General features: G+C 71.0%; 19 protein-coding genes. 17 read left to right on the forward strand and 2 right to left on the reverse strand.

Annotation, left to right across the window (positions count from 1 at the left end; genetic code table 11):
* The coding region (locus BN948_RS23680; protein WP_035624295.1) for a coiled-coil domain-containing protein at nucleotides 1-1,129 on the forward strand (1,129 nt) is incomplete at its 5' end.
* A gap of 10 nt (nucleotides 1,130-1,139) precedes the next feature.
* On the opposite strand, the gene BN948_RS23685 is transcribed toward BN948_RS23680, so the two are convergent.
* Nucleotides 1,140-2,189, reverse strand: a complete 1,050-nt coding sequence (locus BN948_RS23685; protein WP_009519337.1) for an NAD(P)H-dependent flavin oxidoreductase — start codon at nucleotides 2,187-2,189, stop codon at nucleotides 1,140-1,142.
* Nucleotides 2,190-2,338: 149 nt separating this feature from the next.
* Between BN948_RS23685 and BN948_RS23690 the strand changes: the two genes are divergently transcribed.
* The 3 genes from BN948_RS23690 to BN948_RS27520 all read left to right on the forward strand — a co-directional run bounded on the left by BN948_RS23690 (nucleotide 2,339) and on the right by BN948_RS27520 (nucleotide 5,105).
* A complete protein-coding gene (locus BN948_RS23690; RefSeq protein WP_009519336.1) occupies nucleotides 2,339-3,310 on the forward strand; it encodes a Bug family tripartite tricarboxylate transporter substrate binding protein in 972 nt (323 codons plus the stop codon).
* Entirely contained in the window at nucleotides 3,310-4,080 is a 771-nt protein-coding gene (locus BN948_RS23695; RefSeq protein ID WP_009519335.1) for an SDR family NAD(P)-dependent oxidoreductase, read from the forward strand. The genes BN948_RS23690 and BN948_RS23695 overlap by 1 nt, the downstream gene beginning before the upstream one ends.
* Before the next feature lie 137 nt (nucleotides 4,081-4,217).
* A complete protein-coding gene (locus BN948_RS27520; protein WP_009519334.1) occupies nucleotides 4,218-5,105 on the forward strand; it encodes a LysR family transcriptional regulator in 888 nt (295 codons plus the stop codon).
* A gap of 15 nt (nucleotides 5,106-5,120) precedes the next feature.
* Here the strand turns inward: BN948_RS27520 and BN948_RS23705 are convergent, their stop codons facing one another.
* Entirely contained in the window at nucleotides 5,121-6,041 is a 921-nt protein-coding gene (locus BN948_RS23705; RefSeq protein ID WP_009519333.1) for a LysR family transcriptional regulator, read from the reverse strand.
* Between the two features lie 72 nt (nucleotides 6,042-6,113).
* Here BN948_RS23705 and BN948_RS23710 point away from each other — a divergent pair, with 72 nt between their 5' ends.
* From BN948_RS23710 to BN948_RS23770, 13 genes are all read left to right on the forward strand, one after another.
* A complete protein-coding gene (locus BN948_RS23710) occupies nucleotides 6,114-7,769 on the forward strand; it encodes an FAD-dependent oxidoreductase (protein ID WP_009519332.1) in 1,656 nt (551 codons plus the stop codon).
* Between the two features lie 28 nt (nucleotides 7,770-7,797).
* Complete coding sequence (locus tag BN948_RS23715; protein WP_009519331.1) at nucleotides 7,798-8,781, forward strand: Bug family tripartite tricarboxylate transporter substrate binding protein; 984 nt, start codon at nucleotides 7,798-7,800, stop codon at nucleotides 8,779-8,781.
* Between the two features lie 98 nt (nucleotides 8,782-8,879).
* A complete protein-coding gene (gene hpaR / locus BN948_RS23720; RefSeq protein ID WP_009519329.1) occupies nucleotides 8,880-9,362 on the forward strand; it encodes a homoprotocatechuate degradation operon regulator HpaR in 483 nt (160 codons plus the stop codon).
* Complete coding sequence (locus BN948_RS23725; RefSeq protein ID WP_009519328.1) at nucleotides 9,359-10,015, forward strand: fumarylacetoacetate hydrolase family protein; 657 nt, start codon at nucleotides 9,359-9,361, stop codon at nucleotides 10,013-10,015. The genes hpaR and BN948_RS23725 overlap by 4 nt, the downstream gene beginning before the upstream one ends.
* Nucleotides 10,012-10,785, forward strand: a complete 774-nt coding sequence (locus BN948_RS23730) for a fumarylacetoacetate hydrolase family protein (RefSeq protein WP_009519327.1) — start codon at nucleotides 10,012-10,014, stop codon at nucleotides 10,783-10,785. Before BN948_RS23725 ends, BN948_RS23730 begins: the two co-directional genes overlap by 4 nt.
* Entirely contained in the window at nucleotides 10,782-12,251 is a 1,470-nt protein-coding gene (gene hpaE, locus BN948_RS23735; protein WP_009519326.1) for a 5-carboxymethyl-2-hydroxymuconate semialdehyde dehydrogenase, read from the forward strand. Before BN948_RS23730 ends, hpaE begins: the two co-directional genes overlap by 4 nt.
* Before the next feature lie 349 nt (nucleotides 12,252-12,600).
* A complete protein-coding gene (gene hpaD / locus BN948_RS23740; RefSeq protein WP_009519325.1) occupies nucleotides 12,601-13,527 on the forward strand; it encodes a 3,4-dihydroxyphenylacetate 2,3-dioxygenase in 927 nt (308 codons plus the stop codon).
* A 14-nt stretch (nucleotides 13,528-13,541) separates the two neighbouring features.
* A complete protein-coding gene (locus BN948_RS23745) occupies nucleotides 13,542-13,997 on the forward strand; it encodes a 5-carboxymethyl-2-hydroxymuconate Delta-isomerase (protein ID WP_009519324.1) in 456 nt (151 codons plus the stop codon).
* A 2-nt stretch (nucleotides 13,998-13,999) separates the two neighbouring features.
* Nucleotides 14,000-14,824: a 2-oxo-hept-4-ene-1,7-dioate hydratase gene (gene hpaH / locus BN948_RS23750; protein ID WP_009519323.1), complete on the forward strand. Its 825-nt coding sequence runs from the start codon at nucleotides 14,000-14,002 to the stop codon at nucleotides 14,822-14,824.
* A 14-nt stretch (nucleotides 14,825-14,838) separates the two neighbouring features.
* Entirely contained in the window at nucleotides 14,839-15,666 is an 828-nt protein-coding gene (locus BN948_RS23755) for an aldolase/citrate lyase family protein (RefSeq protein ID WP_035624300.1), read from the forward strand.
* Between the two features lie 34 nt (nucleotides 15,667-15,700).
* Nucleotides 15,701-16,495: a class II aldolase/adducin family protein gene (locus BN948_RS23760; RefSeq protein WP_009519321.1), complete on the forward strand. Its 795-nt coding sequence runs from the start codon at nucleotides 15,701-15,703 to the stop codon at nucleotides 16,493-16,495.
* Nucleotides 16,492-17,508, forward strand: a complete 1,017-nt coding sequence (locus BN948_RS23765) for a 2-dehydropantoate 2-reductase (protein WP_009519320.1) — start codon at nucleotides 16,492-16,494, stop codon at nucleotides 17,506-17,508. Before BN948_RS23760 ends, BN948_RS23765 begins: the two co-directional genes overlap by 4 nt.
* Nucleotides 17,509-17,549: 41 nt before the next feature.
* On the forward strand, nucleotides 17,550-18,374 hold the full coding sequence (locus tag BN948_RS23770) for a helix-turn-helix transcriptional regulator (RefSeq protein WP_009519319.1): 825 nt from the start codon (nucleotides 17,550-17,552) through the stop codon (nucleotides 18,372-18,374).
* Nucleotides 18,375-18,465: the final 91 nt, after the last annotated feature.

Genomic DNA, 18,465 nt, shown 5'->3' on the forward strand with positions numbered 1-18,465 from the left:
CCACCCACCCCCGCCCGTGATCCCGACCCTGCCCGGCGCCGACCCGCGCCAGCCGCCCGCGGAGGATCCGCCGGCCTCGCCCGCGGCCCGTGCGCACCGCCAGCAGCTGGCGCGCGTGGCCCGCCTGCGCGCGCAACTGGCCGAGCTCGACGCGCTGGATCGGGCGCACCGCGCCGAGCACATGGCCCTGATCGCACCGCTGCGGGCGCGCCATGTGCAGGCGCGCAAAGACCTGGTGCGGCTGCTGCACGAGGCGCTGGAGTCTGCCGCCCGCACGCGCTGGCTCAGCGGCACCCAGGCCGCCACGGCGCGGGCCCAGTTGTGCGCCCTGGCGCAGGACCTGGCCGAGGATGGCCACGCCGACATGGCCGCGCTGCACGACCGCCACAGTCCGCAAGCGCTGGCGCACAAGCGCCAGGCCCGGGCCGATGAACTGCGCGGGCGATTCGAGGCCGCGCTGGGCACTCCGCTGGACAGCCTCGATGGCGCCTCGCCCGAGGCGGTGCTGCACGCGGGCTGGCAGCGCCTCCGTGAGGCCGCGAAAGACCAGCGGGAGGGGCGCCAGAAGAAGCGCGCCGCTCGGCGGGCCCGGCAGGCGCCGGCCGGGGAGGCGCTGCCCGCGCCAGCGGCCGAGGTCGAGGCCGACACGCTGCTGCGCCGCCTGTACCGCCAGCTCGCCAGCGCCTTGCACCCCGACCGCGAGCCCGAAGCCTTGGCTCGGCAGCTCAAGACCGCGCTCATGAGCGAAGCCAATGCGGCCTACGACCGGCGCGACCTGCTGGCCCTGATGGAGATCCAGCAGCGGGCCGCGCTGGCCGACACGGGGCCCGGGGCGTCCATGGGCGAGGAGCGCCTGGCCGCGCTGAGCCTGCTACTCAAGCGCCAGGTGGCGGCGCTGGAGCGCGAGCGCGCCGCTGCCCAGGAGGCGTTGGCCCGGCGCTTCGAGTTGCCCGAGGGCGTGAGCGCCAACGCCAACACCCTGCGACAGGCCCGCATCGCCGAGGCGCAGCGGCTGGAGCGCGAACTGGTCGGGCTGGAGCACACCCTGGAGCGCGGCGCCGACGAAGCCGGCCTCAAGCGCTGGCTCAACGGCCTGCGCCAAGCGGCTGGCCCAGGCCAGCTCGTCTGAGCGCCGCGCGTCAGGCGGCCGGCGAGAACCCGGCCACGAGATCGCGCGTGATCTCGGCCGCGCCCGCCGCGCGGCAGCCGCTGGCGTTCTGGCCCGACCACAGCGGCGTGAAGTCGCCCTTGCCCTGCTTCTCCCAGTGCGCGCGCAGCGGCGCGATGGCCGAGGTGGCCAGCGGGAACTCCGGCGCCGCCGCGTTCAACGGCCCCAACTCGCGCATCACGCGGTTGGGCACGCCGCGGGCGGGCCGGCCGGTGAACAGGGTGGTGAGCTGCGTGTGACGCGCGGCCTCGCTCTGCAGGACGGCGCGGTGCAGGGCGCTGGTGGTGGCCTCGGGGCTGCACAGGTAGGCCGTGCCCACCTGCACGCCATCGGCGCCCAAGGCCATGGCGGCGCGCACGCCCGCCGCGTCGGCGATGCCGCCAGCCGCGATCACCGGCACGCGCACGGCAGCCTTCACCTGCGGCAGCAGGGCGAAGGTGCCGGTCTGGCGCGACAGGTCGTGACTCAGGAAGTGGCCCCGGTGGCCGCCGGCCTCCAGGCCCTGCGCGATGACCGCGTCCACACCATGGGCCTCCAGCCAGATCGCCTCGTCCACCGTGGTGGCCGAGCTCAGCACCTTCGCGCTCCAGGCCTTCACGCGCGCCAGCAGATCGGGCGCGGGCAGGCCGAAGTGAAAACTCACCACGTGCGGTTTGAACGGCTCCAGCGCGTCGGCGGCCGCGGCGCTGAAGGGCAGGCGGCCCGGGCCGGCGGGGATGCCGGCCGGGTCCAGGCCGATCTCGGCGAAGTAGGGCGCCAGCGCGGCGCGCCAGGCCGTCTCGCGCGCGGCGTCGGGTTCGGGCGGCGTGTGGCAGAAGAAGTTGACGTTGTACGGGCGGCCGCTGGCGGCCAGCAGCGTGAGTTCGCGCTGCATCGCGTCGGGCGCCAGCATGGCGCAGGGCAGGGAGCCCAGGGCGCCCGCTTCGCCCGCCGCCAGCGCCAGGGCCGCGCCCTGCGCGCCCGCCATTGGCGCCTGGATCAGGGGCCAGCGCATGCCCAGCAGTTCGCTCAGTCGGTTCATGGCGCGAGTGTAGGCAGCGGGCATTCACGCGTGGCGATCGGGGTTGCTGCAAAAAAAGTGGCGAGCCCTTCACAAATTGCCGATAGCTTTTTGCGGGCACGCTCGCTTCAATGGCGCCGCGACGGACGACCACAAGGAGACAAGACGCCATGACACCCATCCGCACCCTGGCGGCCACGCTGCTGCTGGCCCTTGGCGCCGCAAGCGCCGGCGCGCAGGACTACCCCAGCCGCCCCATCCACCTGATCGTGCCCTTCACCACCGGCGGCGTGCTCGACACGCTGGCGCGCACCATCGGCCAGGAGATCACGCGTGAGACGCAGCAGCCCGTGGTGGTGGAGAACCGCACCGGCGCCAGCGGCAACATCGGCACCGAGGCCATCGCGCGCGCCACGCCCGACGGCTACACCATCGGCATGGGCACCATCGCCACGCACGGCATCAACCCGGGCCTCTATGGCCAGCGCCTGCCGTACGACCCGGTGAAAGACTTCGCGCCCGTGGCCATGGTGGCCACGCAGCGCAACGTGGTCCTGGTCAACCCCTCGCTGCCCATCCGCAGCGTGCAGGAGCTCATCGCCTACGCCCGCGCCAACCCCGGCAAGGTCAACTACGGCTCGGCCGGCAACGGTAGCTCGCAACACATGTCGGGCCAGATGTTCATGAAGCAGGCCGGCGTGCACATCACGCACGTGCCTTACCGTGGCAGCGGCCCCGCGCTGGCGGACCTGATGGCCGGCAACATCCAGCTCATGTTCGTGGACATGCCGGCCTCCATCCAGCACATCCGCTCGGGCCGCCTGCGCCCCATCGGCGTCACGTCGCTGCAGCGCTCGCCCGCGCTGCCCGATGTGCCCACCGTGGCCGAGCAGGGCCTGCCGGGCTTCGAGGTCATCGCCTGGTTCGGGGTGTTCGCGCCCGCGAAGACGCCACCGGCCACGGTGGAGGCGCTGAGCCAGCGCGTGCGCGCCATCATGGAAAAACCCGAGGTGCGCCAGAAGATGGAAGGCCTGGGCGCCGACCCCGTGGCCCTGCCGCCGGCCGAATTCCAGCGCTTCATCGGCGCCGAGATCGCGCGCTGGACGCAGCTCGTGCGTGACCTGAACGTGAAGCTCGACTGATGGGCGCGACCGGCAACCGATTGCAGGGCAAGGTCGCGCTGATCACCGGCGCGGCCACGGGCATCGGCCGCGCGACCGCGCGGCGCTTCGCTGCCGAGGGCGCGCGCGTGCTGCTGGGCGACATCGACCGCGCGGGCGGCGAGGGCGTGGCCGACGAACTGGTGGCCGGCGGCCTGGCGGCGCGCTTCGTCGAACTCGACGTGACCGACGAGAAGAGCGTGCGCGCCGCGGTCGCCACCGCCACGGAGTCTTTCGGCCGGCTCGACGTGCTGGTGAACAACGCGGGCGGCTCCACCACGCACGACCGTTCGGTGGTGGAGGTCGACCTGGACGAGTTCTGGCGCGCCATCCGCATCGACCTGTTCGGCATGTTCCTGTGCTGCCGCCACGCCATTCCCGCCATGGCGGCGGGTGGCGGCGGCGCCATCGTCAACATGGGCTCCATCGCCGCGCTGCGTGGTCTGGTGGGGCGCGACGCCTACACCGCGGCCAAGGGCGGCGTCACGGCGCTCAGCCGCTCCATCGCGGTGGAGTTCGCCGCGAAGGGCATTCGCAGCAACCTCATCGCGCCGGGTGCGGTGCTCAGCGGGCGCATGGAGCGCTTCATCCGCGACGATCCGCGCGTGCAGCAGGCCGTGAGCCGCCACCTCTTGGGCCTGCCGCAACCCGAGGAAGTGGCCGCGCTGGCGCTCTACCTCGCGAGCGATGAATCCGCCCACATGACGGGCGCCGAGATCGCCCTGGACGGCGGCCGCAGCGCCGTGGCGTAACACGGATCACCCCCGCCGCGCTTCGCGCGTCCCCCTCAAGGGGGCGACACCTGCGGCCCGGCAAAGCCGGTTCCGCGGTGTCCCTGGGGCGGGTGGTCTCTCGCACCTTGCCCATGCATGGACAATGCGCCGCTTCCATGCGCCACACGCCCACCGTCAAACAGTTGCGCGCCTTCGCTGCCGTGTACCGCAGCGGCAAGGTGGCCACGGCCGCGGCCGAGCTCTCGCTCACGCAGTCGGCCGTGAGCGCGCTCGTGCGCCAGCTCGAAGGCAAGCTGGGCGTGGCCTTGTTCGACCGCACCACGCGCGCCCTGCACCGCACCGCTGCGGCCGACCACCTCATCGCCACCGCCGAGCGCCTGCTCGGTGAACTCGACGGCCTGGCGCGCGACGCGCAGGCGCTCGAAGAACACCAGGCCGGCAAGATCCGCGTGGCCGTCACGCCCGCCGTCGCGCAAAGCCTCATGCCGCGCGCGCTCGCGCGCTTCCAGCGTGAGCAGCCGCAGACGCGCGTGCAGTTGGAAGACTGCGCGCCCGACCAGTTCGTCGCCGCCATCGTGGGCGAACGCGCGGACTTCGGCATCGGTGTGATGGAGAGCGAACACCCCGAACTGGTGTCCGAGGTGCTGTTGCGCGACCAGCTATGCCTCTTGTGCCACGCCGGGCACTCGCTCGCCTCGGGGGGCAAGGCGCTGCGCTGGAAGGCCCTGGCGGGGCAGCCGCTCATCGTGGTGCGCCCGGGCTATGGCAGCCGCCGCGCCATCGAGCGCGCCGCCGCCGTCGCCGGCATCGAGCTGCAGATCGTGCATGAGGTGTCGCTGCTGGCCACGGCCGTGGCCATGGCGCGCGAAGGCCTGGGCGCGGCCATCGTGCCGGCGTCGATGGCGGCCGAGGCCCGGCGCGGCGCGGACCTGGTGGCGCGCCGCCTGATCGCGCCCACGGTCTCGCGCGACATCAGCGTGGTGAGCAAGAAGGGCCACACGCTCGGCGCGGCGGCGCGCCGTTTCCTCGCGCTGGTGGCCTGAGTTCGCGACGCCGGCTCAGGCCTCGCCGCGCTCCATCAACTCGGCGAAGACCTGCGCGGCGGGCGAGAGCGATCGATCGCTCTTGAACACCACCGCCGTGTCGCGCTCCACCACCGGCCGCACCATGCGCCGCGCCACCAGTTCGGGGTGCAGCGCCGGTGCGAACACGCTGCCCGGCACCACCGCCACGCCCAGGCCCGCAGCGGCCAGGGCCACGGCCGTGGTGAGCAGCGAGACCTCGTGCGCCACGCGCAGTTCGACGCCCGCCTCACGCGCCGCCGCGTCGATGCGCCGGCGCACGCCGTAGCCCGGTCGCACGGTGATCACCGGCCAAACGGCGAGCTGTTTCCAGGTCAGCGGCTTGTCCGCCGCGAAGCGCGGGCCGGCGGGCGCGACCGCGGCCAGGTGGTCGCGCAGCACCACGCGCTGCGACAGCCCCGGCACCGGCCCTTCGAGCGTGCCCAACCCCAGGTCCACGTGGCCCGCGAGCACGCGCTCGGCGAATTCGCCGGGCGCGCAGTCGTCGATCTGCAGCTCGATCGTGGGGTGGCGGTCGAGGTAGCGGCGCACGGCGGCGGGCAGCAGGGTCTGCGCCACCGTGGACGTGGCCGCAATGCGCAGGCGCCCGCGCTCGCCGCGCGCGAGCGAGGCCATGCCGCCGCTCAACGCCTGCATCTCGGCCAGGGCGCGGCGCGCGTGGCCGATGGCCTCGGCCGCGGCCTCGGTGCGGCGCAGGCTGCGCGTGCTGCGGTCGAACAGGCGCACGCCCAGGCGCGCCTCCAGCTCGCGCAGCAGCACGGTCACGGCCGGCTGAGTCAGCGACAGGGCCTCGGCCGCGGCCGAGAGCTGGCCGCTGTCGTACACCGCCACGAAGGCGCGCAACTGGCGCACCGACGGCAGGCTGCCCAGGTGAGCGGGATTTTTATGAATCGCCATGGAAGTTTCATTTTTCACGCGGCGCGCGAACGCCTGTAATTGTCGGTTCCCACCCAATCAATGGAGACATGCATGACCCAGACCCTGCGTGCGCAGGTGCTGATCGTGGGCGCCGGGCCCGTGGGCCTGACGCTCGCCATGGACCTCGCCCAGCGCGGCATCGCCGTGCTGGTGGCGGAGACGCGCCACCGCGGCGAGCCGCCCAACGTGAAGTGCAACCACGTGTCGGCGCGCTCGATGGAGATCTTCCGCCGCCTGGGCGTGGCCGGTGCGCTGCGCGAGGCCGGCCTGCCCGGCGACTACCCGAACGACGTCGCCTACCGCACCAGCTTCACCGGCGAAGAACTCTCCCGCATTCCCATCCCCGCGCGCCAGAGCCGCTACACCGCCACCGGCGGGCCCGACACCTGGTGGCCCACGCCCGAGCCGCCGCACCGCATCAACCAGATCTACCTGGAACCCGTGCTGTTCGCGCACGCCGAGCGCCAGCCGGGCCTGCGCATCCTCAACCGCACGCGCATCGACGAGGTGGCGCAGGACGACGCCGGCGTGCGCGCCAGCGGCGTGAACCTGGACAGCGACGAGGCCATCGAGCTGCAGGCCGACTACCTGATCGGCTGCGACGGTGGCCGCTCGATGGTGCGCAAGCACATCGGCGCCAAGCTCTCGGGCACCGACGAGGTGGGCCGCGTGCAGTCCACCTACTTCCGCGCGCCCTCCCTGCTGGGCCTGGCGAAGCATGGCCCGGCCTGGGCCACCTTCTCGCTCAACCCGCGCCGCTGCGGCAACGTCTACGCCATCGACGGGCGCGAGACCTGGCTGCTGCACAACTACCTCAAGGCCGACGAAGCCGACTTCGAGTCCGTCGACCGCGACTGGGCGATCCGCGAGATCCTGGGCGTGGGCGCCGACTTTCAGTACGAGATCATCAGCAAGGAAGACTGGATCGGCCGCCGCCTCGTGGCCGACCGCTTCCGCGACCGCCGCATCTTCATTTGCGGCGACGCCTCGCACCTGTGGATTCCCATGGCTGGTTACGGCATGAACGCCGGCATCGCCGACGCCATGAACCTGTCGTGGGTGCTGGCCGCGCACCTGAACGGCTGGGCCACCGAGGCCGCGCTCACCGCCTACGAGCGCGAGCGCCAGCCCATCACCGAGCAGGTTTCGCGCTTCGCCATGAACCACGCCCTGGCCCTGCAGGCGCAGCGAGAGGGCGTGCCGGCGGGCATCGAGGACGCGGGCGAGGCCGGCGCTGCCGCGCGCGCCAAGGCCGGTGCCGCGCTGTACGAACTCAACGTGCGCCAGTACTGCTGCGGTGGCCTGAACTTCGGCTACTTCTACGACGACTCGCCGCTGATCGCCTACGACGGCGAGGCCGCGCCCGGCTACACCATGGACGGCTTCACGCCCTCCACCGTGCCGGGCTGCCGCACGCCGCACGTCTGGCTCGACGACGGGCGCTCGCTCTACGACGCGCTGGGCCCCGACTACACGCTGCTGCGCCGCGATCCCACGGTCGATGTGCGGCCGATCGAGGACGCGGCCCGGACACGCGGCGTGCCATTGCGCGTGCTGGACCTGAGCCCAAGCGAGGCCGGCGATCTCTACACGCCCGCGCTGCTGCTCTCGCGCCCCGACCAGCACGTGGCCTGGCGCGGCGACGCACCGCCGGCCGACCCGCTCGCGCTGATCGACCGCCTTCGCGGCGCCGCCGTCGCGGCCTGACACGATTCATCACCACAGGAGACACACCATGAACCGCCGCCTTGCCCTGACTCAGCTCGCCGCGCTGTGCGCCGCCACCGCCTCGCCCGCTGCCTTCGCGCAGCCCGACAAAGCGATCACCATCGTCGTGCCCTACGCGCCTGGCGGCACCACCGATCTGCTCGGCCGCCTGCTCGCGCAGCACATGTCGCCCTTGCTGGGCCGCACCATGATCGTGGAGAACAAGCCCGGCGCCGGCAGCGGCGTGGGCGCGGCCCACGTGGCGCGCGCGGCCGCCGACGGCAACACCCTGCTCGTGGCCACCAGCACCACGCTGGCCATCAACCCCTGGCTCTACAAGCAGCTCGCCTACGACCCGGCCAAGGACTTCGCGCCCATCGGCATGATCGGCGCGGTGCCGCTGCTGGTGGTGGTGAACCCCTCGTTGCCGGTGAAGACCATCGCCGAACTGGTGGCACTGTCCAAGTCGCGCCCCGGCGGCCTGGTCTACGGCTCGGCCGGCAACGGCAGCCCGCACCACCTGGGCGCCGAGATGTTCAAGGCCGCCACCGGCGCCAACCTCAAGCACGTGCCCTACCGCGGCAGCGGCCCGGCCATCACCGACCTGCTCGGCGGCCAGATCGACCTCATGTTCAGTGACATCCCGCCCGCGCTGGGCCACGTCAAGGCGGGCAAGCTGCGCGCCATCGCCGTCACCTCCGCCAAACGCCAGCCGGCCGTGGCCGACGTGCCCACCATCGCCGAATCGGGCCAGGCCGGCACCAAGGACTTCGAGGCCGTCGCCTGGCAGAGCGTGGTGGCACCGGCCGGCACGCCGCCCGAACTCATCAACCGCTACGCCGAGGCCCTGGCCAAGGTGATGAAGGAGCCCGCGCTGCGCGCGCGCCTGGAAGGCGATGGCTTCGAGCCGGTGAGCGCGCCCATGAGCCCGGCGCAGCTCGGCGCCTATCAACGCAGCGAGACCGAGCGCTGGGGCAAGGTGGTGCGCGCCTCGGGCACCACCATCGACTGAGGTTCGGCGACGAACGGGTCGCCTTCTGCGGGAAAACCCCCGAATCGATCGGGGTAGGCGGATCGGGCGATTTCATTTAACATGTTAAATAAATTGCCATGGACAGCAACGACAAGACCTTCACCCACCGCAACCTCCCGCGCCTGCTGCTGCAGGCTCGGGAGGCGGTGATGCAGCACACGCGGCCCAGCCTGCGCGAGCACGGCCTGAGCGACCAGCAATGGCGCGTGCTGCGCGTGCTGGGCGAACACGCGCGCGACCCGGCCGGCATCGAGACCGGGCGCATCGCGCGCGAGGCCTTCCTGCTCGGGCCCAGCCTCACCGGCGTGCTCGCGCGCATGGAGCGCGACGGCCTGATCTCGCGCGAGCGCTGCAGCCAGGACGCGCGCCGCACCGTGGTGCGCGCCACGCCCGCCGGGCTGAAGCTGGTGCGCAAGCTGTCCGCCACCATCCACGCGCACTACGCCTGGCTGGAGGAGCGATTGAGCAAGGCGCGGCTCGCGCAGCTTTATGCCTTGCTCGACGACGTGATCGCCCTGGAGGGCGATGTGGACGACAACCTGGATGAGGAGGCGGCATGACTGCCCATGGATGGGTGCCCTCGGGCACCGTATACGGCACGCTGCTGAACTTTCGCGGCGAAGTCGCGCGCTGGCAGCCGCGCATGGACGACAAGCCCTATGGCGGCGCGCCCAAGGCGCCTGTTCTGTACGTGAAGACGGCCAACACATTTGCGCCACACGGCGCCAGCGTGGCCTTGCCGGCGGGCGAAACGGTCGAGGTCTCGGCCAGCCTGGGATTGCTCATGGGCGAGCACGGCGCGCCCACGCACGCCCTGCTGGTCAATGACGTGAGCCTGGCGCACGACAGCTACTACCGCCCCCCGATGAAGTTCCGCAACCGCGACGGCTTCCTGGGCCTGCCGCTGGAGCCCACGCCGCTCACGGCGCTCGGGGGCATCGACGGCCTGGCCGCGCTCGAGCTGGAGCTGCGCATCCACGGCGTGCACAAGCAGAGCACCGCGCTCAAGGACCTGGTGCGCGACATCCCCACGCTGCTGAAAGACGTGGGCGAATTCATGACGCTGCGCGCCGGTGACGTGCTGCTCATCGGCAGCGAGGTGCTGGCCAACGGCACGCGCCCGCGCGTGGTGGCCGGCGACGCGGTGGAAATCAGCGCGCCGGGCTTCAAGCCTGCGGTGCAGCGCTTCGTGCAAGAGGGAGACGCGCAATGAAGAGAGCCCGCATCGCCTGGGCCGGCGCGGTCCACGACGCCGTCGAACGCGACGGCCAACTCGAGCTGCTCACGCCCGCCTTCAAGGGCCGCCGCGTCGGCTTCGACGAAGTCGTCTGGCTGCCGCCGCTGGCGCCCGTGCCGCGCCCGCGCACCGTGCTGGCCCTGGGCCTGAACTACGCCGACCACGCCAAGGAACTCGCGTTCAAGCCGCCCACCGAGCCCCTGGCCTTCGCCAAGGGCGAGGCCTCGCTCATCGGCCATCGCGCCTTCACCGTGCGCCCGGCCGATGTGAAGTTCATGCACTACGAGTGCGAACTCGCCGTGGTCATCGGCCGCACCGCGAAACACGTGAAGCGCGGTGACGCCCAGGACTTCATCGCCGGCTACAGCGTGGCCAACGACTACGCGATCCGCGACTACCTGGAAAACTGGTACCGCCCCAACCTGCGCGTGAAGAACCGCGACACCTGCACGCCCATCGGCCCCTGGCTGGTGGACGCACAAGACGTGCCCGACCCCGCGAACCTGGCCCTGCAGACCACGGTGAACGGCAAGGTGACGCAGCGCGGCAACACAAGCGACATGGTGTTCGACGTGCCCACGCTCATCGAGTACTTCACCTCCTTCATGACCCTGCAACCCGGGGACCTGATCCTCACCGGCACGCCAGACGGCGTGGTCGACTGCCAGCCCGGCGACGTGATCGTCACGTCCATCGAGGGCATCGGCGAACTGCACAACACCATCACCGCTCCAGCCTCCACATGACCATCCAGCACCTCATCAACGGCAAGGCCGTCGGCAGCGCCGCCACGTTCGAAACCACCAACCCCGCCACGCAGGCCACGCTGGCCGAGGTCGCCGCCGGCGGCGAGGCCGAGATCAACGCCGCCGTGCAGGCCGCCAAGGACGCCTTCCCCGCCTGGGCCGGCCGCCCCGCCACCGAGCGCGCGGCCATCATGCGCAAGCTCGGCGAGCTGATCACGAAGCACGTGCCCGAGCTCTCGCGCACCGAGACCGACGACACCGGCCAGACGATTTCCCAGACGGGCAAGCAGCTCGTGCCGCGCGCGGCCGACAACTTCAGCTACTTCGCCGAGATGTGCACGCGCGTGGACGGCCACACCTACCCCACGCCCACGCACCTGAACTACACCCTGTTCCACCCGGTGGGCGTGTGCGCGCTCATCAGCCCCTGGAACGTGCCCTTCATGACGGCCACCTGGAAGACCGCGCCCTGCCTGGCCTTCGGCAACACGGCCGTGCTGAAGATGAGCGAGCTGAGCCCCTTGACGGCCGCGCGCCTGGGTGAATTGGCGCTGGAGGCCGGCGTGCCGCCGGGCGTGCTCAACATCGTGCACGGCTTCGGCAAGGAAGCCGGCGAGCCGCTCTGCAGCCACCCCGACGTGCGCGCCATCAGCTTCACCGGCTCCACCGCCACCGGCAACCGCATCGTGCAGAGCGCGGGCCTGAAGAAGTTCAGCATGGAGCTGGGCGGCAAGAGCCCCTTCGTGATCTTCGAGGACGCCGACCTGGACCGCGCGCTGGACGCCGCCGTGTTCATGATCTTCAGCAACAACGGCGAGCGCTGCACCGCGGGCAGCCGCATCCTGGTGCAGCAGAGCATCTACGCCGACTTCGCGCAGAAGTTCGCCGAGCGCGCGAAGAAGATCGTGGTGGGCGACCCGCAGGACGACAAGACCATCGTCGGCCCCATGATCAGCAAAGCGCACCTGGCGAAGGTGAAGAGCTACATCGAGCTGGGCCCGAAGGAGGGCGCGACGATGCTGTGCGGCGGGCTGGACCGGCCGAGTTATGCGCCGGAGTTGTCGGCGCGTGTGGCCAAGGGCAACTACGTCTGGCCCACGGTCTTCGCCGATGTGGACAACCGCATGAAGATCGCGCAGGACGAGATCTTCGGCCCGGTGGCCTGCCTGATTCCGTTCAAGGACGAGGCGCACGCGATCGAGTTGGCCAACGACATCCAGTACGGCCTGTCCAGCTACGTGTGGACGGAGAACCTGGGCAAGGCGCACCGCGTGGCGGCTTCCATCGAAGCGGGCATGTGTTTCGTCAACTCGCAGAACGTTCGCGATTTGCGTCAACCGTTTGGGGGGACCAAGGCTTCCGGTACCGGGCGCGAAGGCGGTACCTGGAGCTACGAGGTGTTTCTGGAGCCCAAGAACGTTGCTGTTTCTTTGGGGTCGCACCACATTCCTCATTGGGGGGTGTGATGGGTTTTCAGGGCGTTTCACGCATCCGGGTGGGCAGGATCGAAGCGCCAGGGCGCTCTGCTCCGCGAATGTCCCCCGGATCGGGCTGCGCCCGACCCTCCTCCTTTATTTCGCTGCGCAGAGCGCCCTGTCACTTCGATCCGCAGAAGCGCACCGCACACCAACCGATGGTTCACCTCGGATGCAGCGCAGCAGCGACGATGGGTGTCCGCCGCAGCGAAATAAAGGAGGAGCCAAGGGCGCAGCCCTTGGCGGGGGACATTCGCGGAGGCGGGCACCCATTGGCGCTGCCCCCCACCAAGCCAGCCGAACAGCCGCTCGCACACCGAGCCCAAACAGGAGACCAACCATGGGCAAGTTAGCACTGGTAGCCAAGATCACCCACGTCCCCTCCATCGTCCTCAGCGAGATCGACGAAGGCCCCCGCAAAGGCACCCGCCAGGATGCCATCGACGGCCTGAAAGAAATCGGCCAGCGCTGCAGAGACATGGGCGTCGACACCTTCATCGTGTTCGACACCCACTGGCTCGTCAACGCCAGCTACCACATCAACTGCGCCAAACACTGGCAGGGTAACTACACCAGCAACGAACTGCCGCACTTCATCGCCAACATGCCCTACGCCATCCCCGGCAACCCCGAACTGGGCAAGCTGCTGGCCAAGGTCGCGAATCAGATGAAAGTGGACACGCTGGCGCACGACGGCACCACCCTCGCGCCCGAGTACGGCACCCTCGTGCCCATGCGCTACATGAACCCCGACCAGCACTTCAAGGCCGTGTCCGTCTCGGCCCTGTGCATGGCCCACTACCTCAACGACAGCGCCCGCCTGGGTTGGGCCCTGCGCCGCGCCATCGAAGACGAGTACGACGGCACCGTCGCCATCCTCGCCAGCGGCTCCCTCAGCCATCGCTTCGCGCAGAACGGCCTGGCGCCCGAATACGCCTTCAAGCTCTGGAGCCCCTTCCTGGAAACCATGGACCACGAGGTGGTGCGCATGTGGCAGAGCGGCGAGTGGAAGGCCTTCTGCGAAATGCTGCCCGAGTACGCCGTGAAAGGGCACGGCGAAGGCTTCATGCACGACACGGCCATGATGCTCGGCGCACTCGGCTGGAGCGAGTACGACGGCCACGGCGAGGTCATCACGCCGTACTTCGGTGCCTCGGGCACGGGGCAGATCAACATTGTCTTCCCCGTCACGCCCGTCACGGGCAAGGCGATCCCGCAGCCCCAGGCCTCGTCGGCGCAAGGCTTCCAGGCCGTCTCGCGGCTCTGAGCAGGACGGCACCCATGCCCCACCTCGTCATCCTCTACAGCGGCAACCTGGACGCGCCCGAAGCCGATGGCGGCACCGACATGCGCGCGCTGTGCCGCTCGCTCGCCGACGCCATGCTCACCATCCACGACGAAGGCGGGCGCCAGGTCTTTCCCACCGGCGGCACGCGCGTGCTGGCCTTTCCGGCCGCCCACTGGGCCATCGCCGACGGTGGCGACGCGGGCGAGGCCGTCGGCATGGGGCGCGACTACGCCTTCGTCTACCTCAACCTGCGCATGGGGCGCGGGCGCAGCGCCGCCGTGCAAAAGCGCTCGGGCGGCGCGCTGGAGGCCGTGGCGCGCCAGCACTTCGCCGAGCAACTGACCCGGCGGCCCATCGGCATCACCGTGCAGGTGGACGAAGGCCCCGAGGTCTTCGACGCCAAGATCAGCTCCCTCCACCCCCTGTTCACGCCTCTGCGATCGACCTGACCATGCTCGACGACGCCACCCTCCAGCAGCTCGCCACCGAACTCGACGAGTCCGCGCGCCAGCGCCAGCCGCTGCGCCACTTCTCGCAGCGCTTCCCCGCCATGACCATCGACGACGGCTACCGCGTGGGCCGCGCCTGGGTGGCGCTGCAGCGCGGCCGCGGTGACCCGGTCATCGGACACAAGATCGGCCTCACCAGCCGCGCCATGCAGATCTCCAGCCAGATCGACGAGCCCGACTTCGGCACCCTGCTGGGCTCGATGAAACTGGTGGCGAAGGCAGGCGAGGAACTGGAGATTCCGGTGAACCGCTTCCTCTCGCCGCGCGTGGAGGTGGAGCTGGCCTTCGTGCTCAAGAGCGCGCTGAGCGGCCCCGTGACGGTGGAGCAGGTGCTGGCCGCCACCGACTACGTCACGCCCGCCATCGAGATCATCGACGCGCGCATCGAGCAGTTCGACCGCGACACGAAGAAGCCGCGCAAGGTGTTCGACACCATCAGCGACAACGCGGCCAACGCCGCTATCGTTATCGGCGAGGGCGATGCCCGCTACCGCGCCAACCCGCTCACCACCGACCTGCCCTGGTGCGGCGCCGCGCTCAAGCTCAACGGCGTGGTGGAAGAAACCGGCCTGGCCGCCGGTGTGCAGGGCCACCCGGCCATCGGCATCGCCTGGCTGTCGGAGAAGCTCGCCCCCTGGGGCGAGACCCTGCAGCCCGGGCAGATCGTGCTGGCCGGCTCTTTCACGCGCCCCGTGCCCGCCCAGGCCGGCGACCGCTTCGAAGCCGACTACGGCCCGCTGGGCGTGCTGCGCTTCCGCTTCGTTTGATGCCTACCGCCACCATGCAAATCCCCACGAACGTGTTCAAGCAGGCCCTGGCCGAGGGCCGCGCACAGATCGGCCTGTGGGCCGCGCTGGCCAGTGCCTACAGCACCGAACTCATCGCGGGCGTCGGCTACGACTGGCTGCTCATCGACGGCGAGCACGCGCCCAACGACGTGCGCAGCACGCTCGCGCAACTGCAGGCCGTGGCCAGCGCCCAGCAGGGCTTCGGCGACGCGCGCTCGCACCCGGTGGTGCGCGTGCCCGTGGGCACGGGTGACGTCGGCACCGCGCTCATCAAGCAGTACCTGGACATCGGCGCGCAGACCCTGCTGGTGCCCATGATCGACACGCCCGAGCAGGCCGCCCAGGTGGTGGCCGCCACGCGCTACGCGCCGGTGGGCGTGCGCGGCATGGGCAGCGCACTGGCGCGCGCCTCGCGCTGGCAGGCGCACGCGCGCTACGTGCACGAGGCCGACGAACAGGTCTGCGTGCTGGTGCAGGCCGAGACCGTGACCGCCATGAAGAACCTCGACGCCATCGCCGCCACGCCGGGCGTCGACGGTGTGTTCATCGGCCCCGCCGACCTCAGCGCCAGCATGGGCCACCGCGGCAACGCCGCCCACCCCGAGGTGCAGGCCGCCATCGCCGACGGCATGCGCCGCATCCGCGCGGCGGGCAAGGCCCCGGGCATCCTGGCCACCACCGAGGCCGGTGCGCGCCAGTGGCTGGACGCTGGCGCGCTGTTCGTGGCCGTGGGCGCCGACAGCATGCTGCTCGCGTCCGGTGCCACGCAACTGCTCGCAAAGTTCAAAGGCCCGATCCAACAGGGCCCGAACACCTACTGACCATCGACCCACCCGAGAACAGAGGAGACACGTCATGAACGCCGCCCTGCAAACCACCACCGTGCTGCCCCCCGGCATGCACGCCGACGAATGGGCCGCGCGCCTGGAGCTCGCCGCCTGTTACCGCGTCTTCGCCATGCTCGGCTGGACGGAGATGATCTACAACCACATCACGCTGCGCCTGCCCGACAGCGTGACCGGGGGTGAGAAGCACTTCCTTATCAACCCCTTCGGGCTGCACTACAGCGAGGTGACGGCCAGCAACCTCGTGAAGATCGACCTGCAGGGCAATGTCCTCGACGGTTCCACGCACCGCGTCAACCCGGCGGGCTTCACGGTGCACGCCGCCATCCACGACGGCCTGCCCGGCGCGCACTGCGTGATGCACACGCACACCACGGCTGGCGTGTCCGTGGCCTGCCTGAAGGATGGCCTGCAGCAGACCAACTTCTACACCGCGCAACTGCACGGCATGGTGGCGTACCACGACTTCGAGGGCATCACCATCCACGCCGACGAGGGCCCGCGCCTGCTCAAGAGCATTGGCGACCGCCAGGCGGTGATCTTGCGCAACCACGGCCTGCTGGCCTGGGGCGGCACCTTGCCGCAGACCTTCGCCATCCTCTGGACCCTGCAGCGCGCCTGCGAGATCCAGCTCGCCACCTTCAGCATGGGCGGGCCGCAGGCCGCCATCCCCGTGAGCGAGGCGGTCGCCGCCAAATGCACGCGCGACTCCTTCCAGTTCGACCCCCGACACGGCGCCGGCCGCGACGTGTTCGACGCCCTGGTGCGCCAGGTCGATCGCATCGATTCGAGCTACCGCGCATGAGCGGAGCCACCGACATCCGCAGCGTCGCAATCGTGGGTGCCGGCGCCATCGGCGGCTGGCTGGGCACGCGCCTGGCGCGCTCGGGCCGCGAGGTGAGTGCTCTCGCACGTGGCGAGACGCTGGCCGCGCTGCGCGCGAACGGCCTGCGCCTGCATCAGGGCGGCGAGTTGCTGCAGGCTCCGGTGCGCGCCAGCGACCAGGCGCACGAACTCGGCCCGCACGACCTGGTGATCCTCGCCGTGAAGGCGCCCGCGCTGCCCGGCATTGCGCCCGCCATCGGGCCTTTGATCGGCCGCCACACCACCGTGCTCACGGCCATGAACGGTGTGCCCTGGTGGTTCTTCGAAGGCTTCGGCGGCGCGCTGCAAGGCACGCCCCTGCCCGTGGTGGACCCGGGCGGCGCCATGGCGCGCGCCGTGCCCGGCCGCCACGTGCTGGGCGGCGTGGTGCACGCCAGTTGCGCGCTCGACGCGCCGGGCGTGGTGCGCCACCACTTCGGCAATGGCCTCATCGTGGGCGAGCCGTCGGGCGAACAGAGCCCGCGCGCGCAGGCCGTCGTTGACGCGCTGACCGAGGCCGGCATCGAAGGCAAGCTGTCCCCGCAGATCCAGAAGGACGTCTGGTACAAGCTCTGGGGCAACATGACGGTCAACCCCGTGAGCGCCATCACCGGCGCCACCACCGACCGCATCCTCGGCGACCCGCAGGTGCGCGGCTTCATCAGCGCCGTGATGCTGGAGGCCAAGGCCATCGGCGCGAAGCTGGGCATCCCCATCGATCAGCAGCCCGAGGACCGCCACGCCGTCACGCTCAAGCTCGGCGCGTTCAAGACCTCCATGCTGCAGGACGTGGAAGCCGGCCGGCCCGTGGAGCTGGACGCGCTGGTCGCCGTGGTGGCCGAACTGGGCCGCCTGACGCAGGTGCCCACGCCCTTCACCGAGGCACTGCTGGGCCTGGCGCGGCTGCGCGCGCGCACCCTGGGTCTGTACCCCGAGGAACCGCAGCAGGGTTAGCCCGCTGGCGCACGGGGCGGGCGTGTTTCCAGAATGGAGTCATGCCCGCCATCTGGTCCCTCGATGCCCATGCGCCCGGCCAGGCGCTGAGCCCCACCGCCGTCTCGGCCCTGCTCGACTGCGCGAGCGCGCCGCCCAGCGCCGCGCGCCTGCTCAGCGCCATCGACGCCGTGGTGCCGGTGGAGTACCTCTCGCTCGTCAACTTCCGGCGCGACACACCCGAACTCGTCGAAGGCAGCTCGCGCCATCCCAACGAAGGCCACGGCCGCGACGTGGTGGCCGAGTGCTTCGCCATCTACCGCCGCAGCTACTGGCGCGCCGATTCTGTGATGCGCCTGGCCGACCGCGTGTCGCAGCGCCCCGCGCGCGAGGTGGCGGTGCTGCACTGCCGCGCCGATGAGTTGCCCGTGGCGGGCTGGCGCAACGACATCTACAAGCGCGAGCGCCTGACCGAGCGCTTCAGCTTGCTGCACGCGCCCACGCCGGGCGCGGTGCAGGCCATTCACCTCTATCGCGACGAACGCCAGGGCCTGTTCCGGCCAGACGAGATCGAGCGCCTGCTGGGCCTGGCGCCGCTGCTGCGGCAGGCGCACCAGGCGGCCCTGAACGCCGAGTGCGTGGCCGTGGACCGCGAGGCGCAGGTCGCGCAGTCGCGCCAGCGCCTGGCGCGCCTGGTGCCCACGCTTTCGCCGCGCGAGGCCGAGGTGGTGGCGCGCATCGCGCACGGGCTCAGCGCGGACGGCATCGCGGTGGAGCTTGATGTCGCCCCTTCGACGGTGGTGACTTTGCGCAAGCGGGCCTACGCGAAGCTGGCGGAGGCGGGGTTGCCGGCGGATCGGCTGCGGTTGGCGCGCTGGCTGGGTTGAGGAGGCGTGCACTGCTCGCATTCTTTGGATCACGGGGCGGGCGCCTTGGCCATATCCCCGTCCATCCCCCTCAAAGGGGACAAGCCACGGA

Origin of the sequence: Hydrogenophaga intermedia, assembly GCF_000723405.1 — a bacterium.
In the GTDB taxonomy this organism is placed as follows: domain Bacteria; phylum Pseudomonadota; class Gammaproteobacteria; order Burkholderiales; family Burkholderiaceae_C; genus Hydrogenophaga; species Hydrogenophaga intermedia.

What these genes read in the sequence shown, in the direction of transcription:
- BN948_RS23685 (WP_009519337.1), bottom strand. Translation starts at nt 2,189, where the DNA reads ATGAACCGACTGAGCGAACTGCTGGGCATGCGCTGGCCCCTGATCCAG.
- BN948_RS23690 (WP_009519336.1), top strand. Translation starts at nt 2,339, where the DNA reads ATGACACCCATCCGCACCCTGGCGGCCACGCTGCTGCTGGCCCTTGGC.
- BN948_RS23695 (WP_009519335.1), top strand. Translation starts at nt 3,310, where the DNA reads ATGGGCGCGACCGGCAACCGATTGCAGGGCAAGGTCGCGCTGATCACC.
- BN948_RS27520 (WP_009519334.1), top strand. Translation starts at nt 4,218, where the DNA reads ATGCGCCACACGCCCACCGTCAAACAGTTGCGCGCCTTCGCTGCCGTG.
- BN948_RS23705 (WP_009519333.1), bottom strand. Translation starts at nt 6,041, where the DNA reads ATGGCGATTCATAAAAATCCCGCTCACCTGGGCAGCCTGCCGTCGGTG.
- BN948_RS23710 (WP_009519332.1), top strand. Translation starts at nt 6,114, where the DNA reads ATGACCCAGACCCTGCGTGCGCAGGTGCTGATCGTGGGCGCCGGGCCC.
- BN948_RS23715 (WP_009519331.1), top strand. Translation starts at nt 7,798, where the DNA reads ATGAACCGCCGCCTTGCCCTGACTCAGCTCGCCGCGCTGTGCGCCGCC.
- hpaR (WP_009519329.1), top strand. Translation starts at nt 8,880, where the DNA reads ATGGACAGCAACGACAAGACCTTCACCCACCGCAACCTCCCGCGCCTG.
- BN948_RS23725 (WP_009519328.1), top strand. Translation starts at nt 9,359, where the DNA reads ATGACTGCCCATGGATGGGTGCCCTCGGGCACCGTATACGGCACGCTG.
- BN948_RS23730 (WP_009519327.1), top strand. Translation starts at nt 10,012, where the DNA reads ATGAAGAGAGCCCGCATCGCCTGGGCCGGCGCGGTCCACGACGCCGTC.
- hpaE (WP_009519326.1), top strand. Translation starts at nt 10,782, where the DNA reads ATGACCATCCAGCACCTCATCAACGGCAAGGCCGTCGGCAGCGCCGCC.
- hpaD (WP_009519325.1), top strand. Translation starts at nt 12,601, where the DNA reads ATGGGCAAGTTAGCACTGGTAGCCAAGATCACCCACGTCCCCTCCATC.
- BN948_RS23745 (WP_009519324.1), top strand. Translation starts at nt 13,542, where the DNA reads ATGCCCCACCTCGTCATCCTCTACAGCGGCAACCTGGACGCGCCCGAA.
- hpaH (WP_009519323.1), top strand. Translation starts at nt 14,000, where the DNA reads ATGCTCGACGACGCCACCCTCCAGCAGCTCGCCACCGAACTCGACGAG.
- BN948_RS23755 (WP_035624300.1), top strand. Translation starts at nt 14,839, where the DNA reads ATGCAAATCCCCACGAACGTGTTCAAGCAGGCCCTGGCCGAGGGCCGC.
- BN948_RS23760 (WP_009519321.1), top strand. Translation starts at nt 15,701, where the DNA reads ATGAACGCCGCCCTGCAAACCACCACCGTGCTGCCCCCCGGCATGCAC.
- BN948_RS23765 (WP_009519320.1), top strand. Translation starts at nt 16,492, where the DNA reads ATGAGCGGAGCCACCGACATCCGCAGCGTCGCAATCGTGGGTGCCGGC.
- BN948_RS23770 (WP_009519319.1), top strand. Translation starts at nt 17,550, where the DNA reads ATGCCCGCCATCTGGTCCCTCGATGCCCATGCGCCCGGCCAGGCGCTG.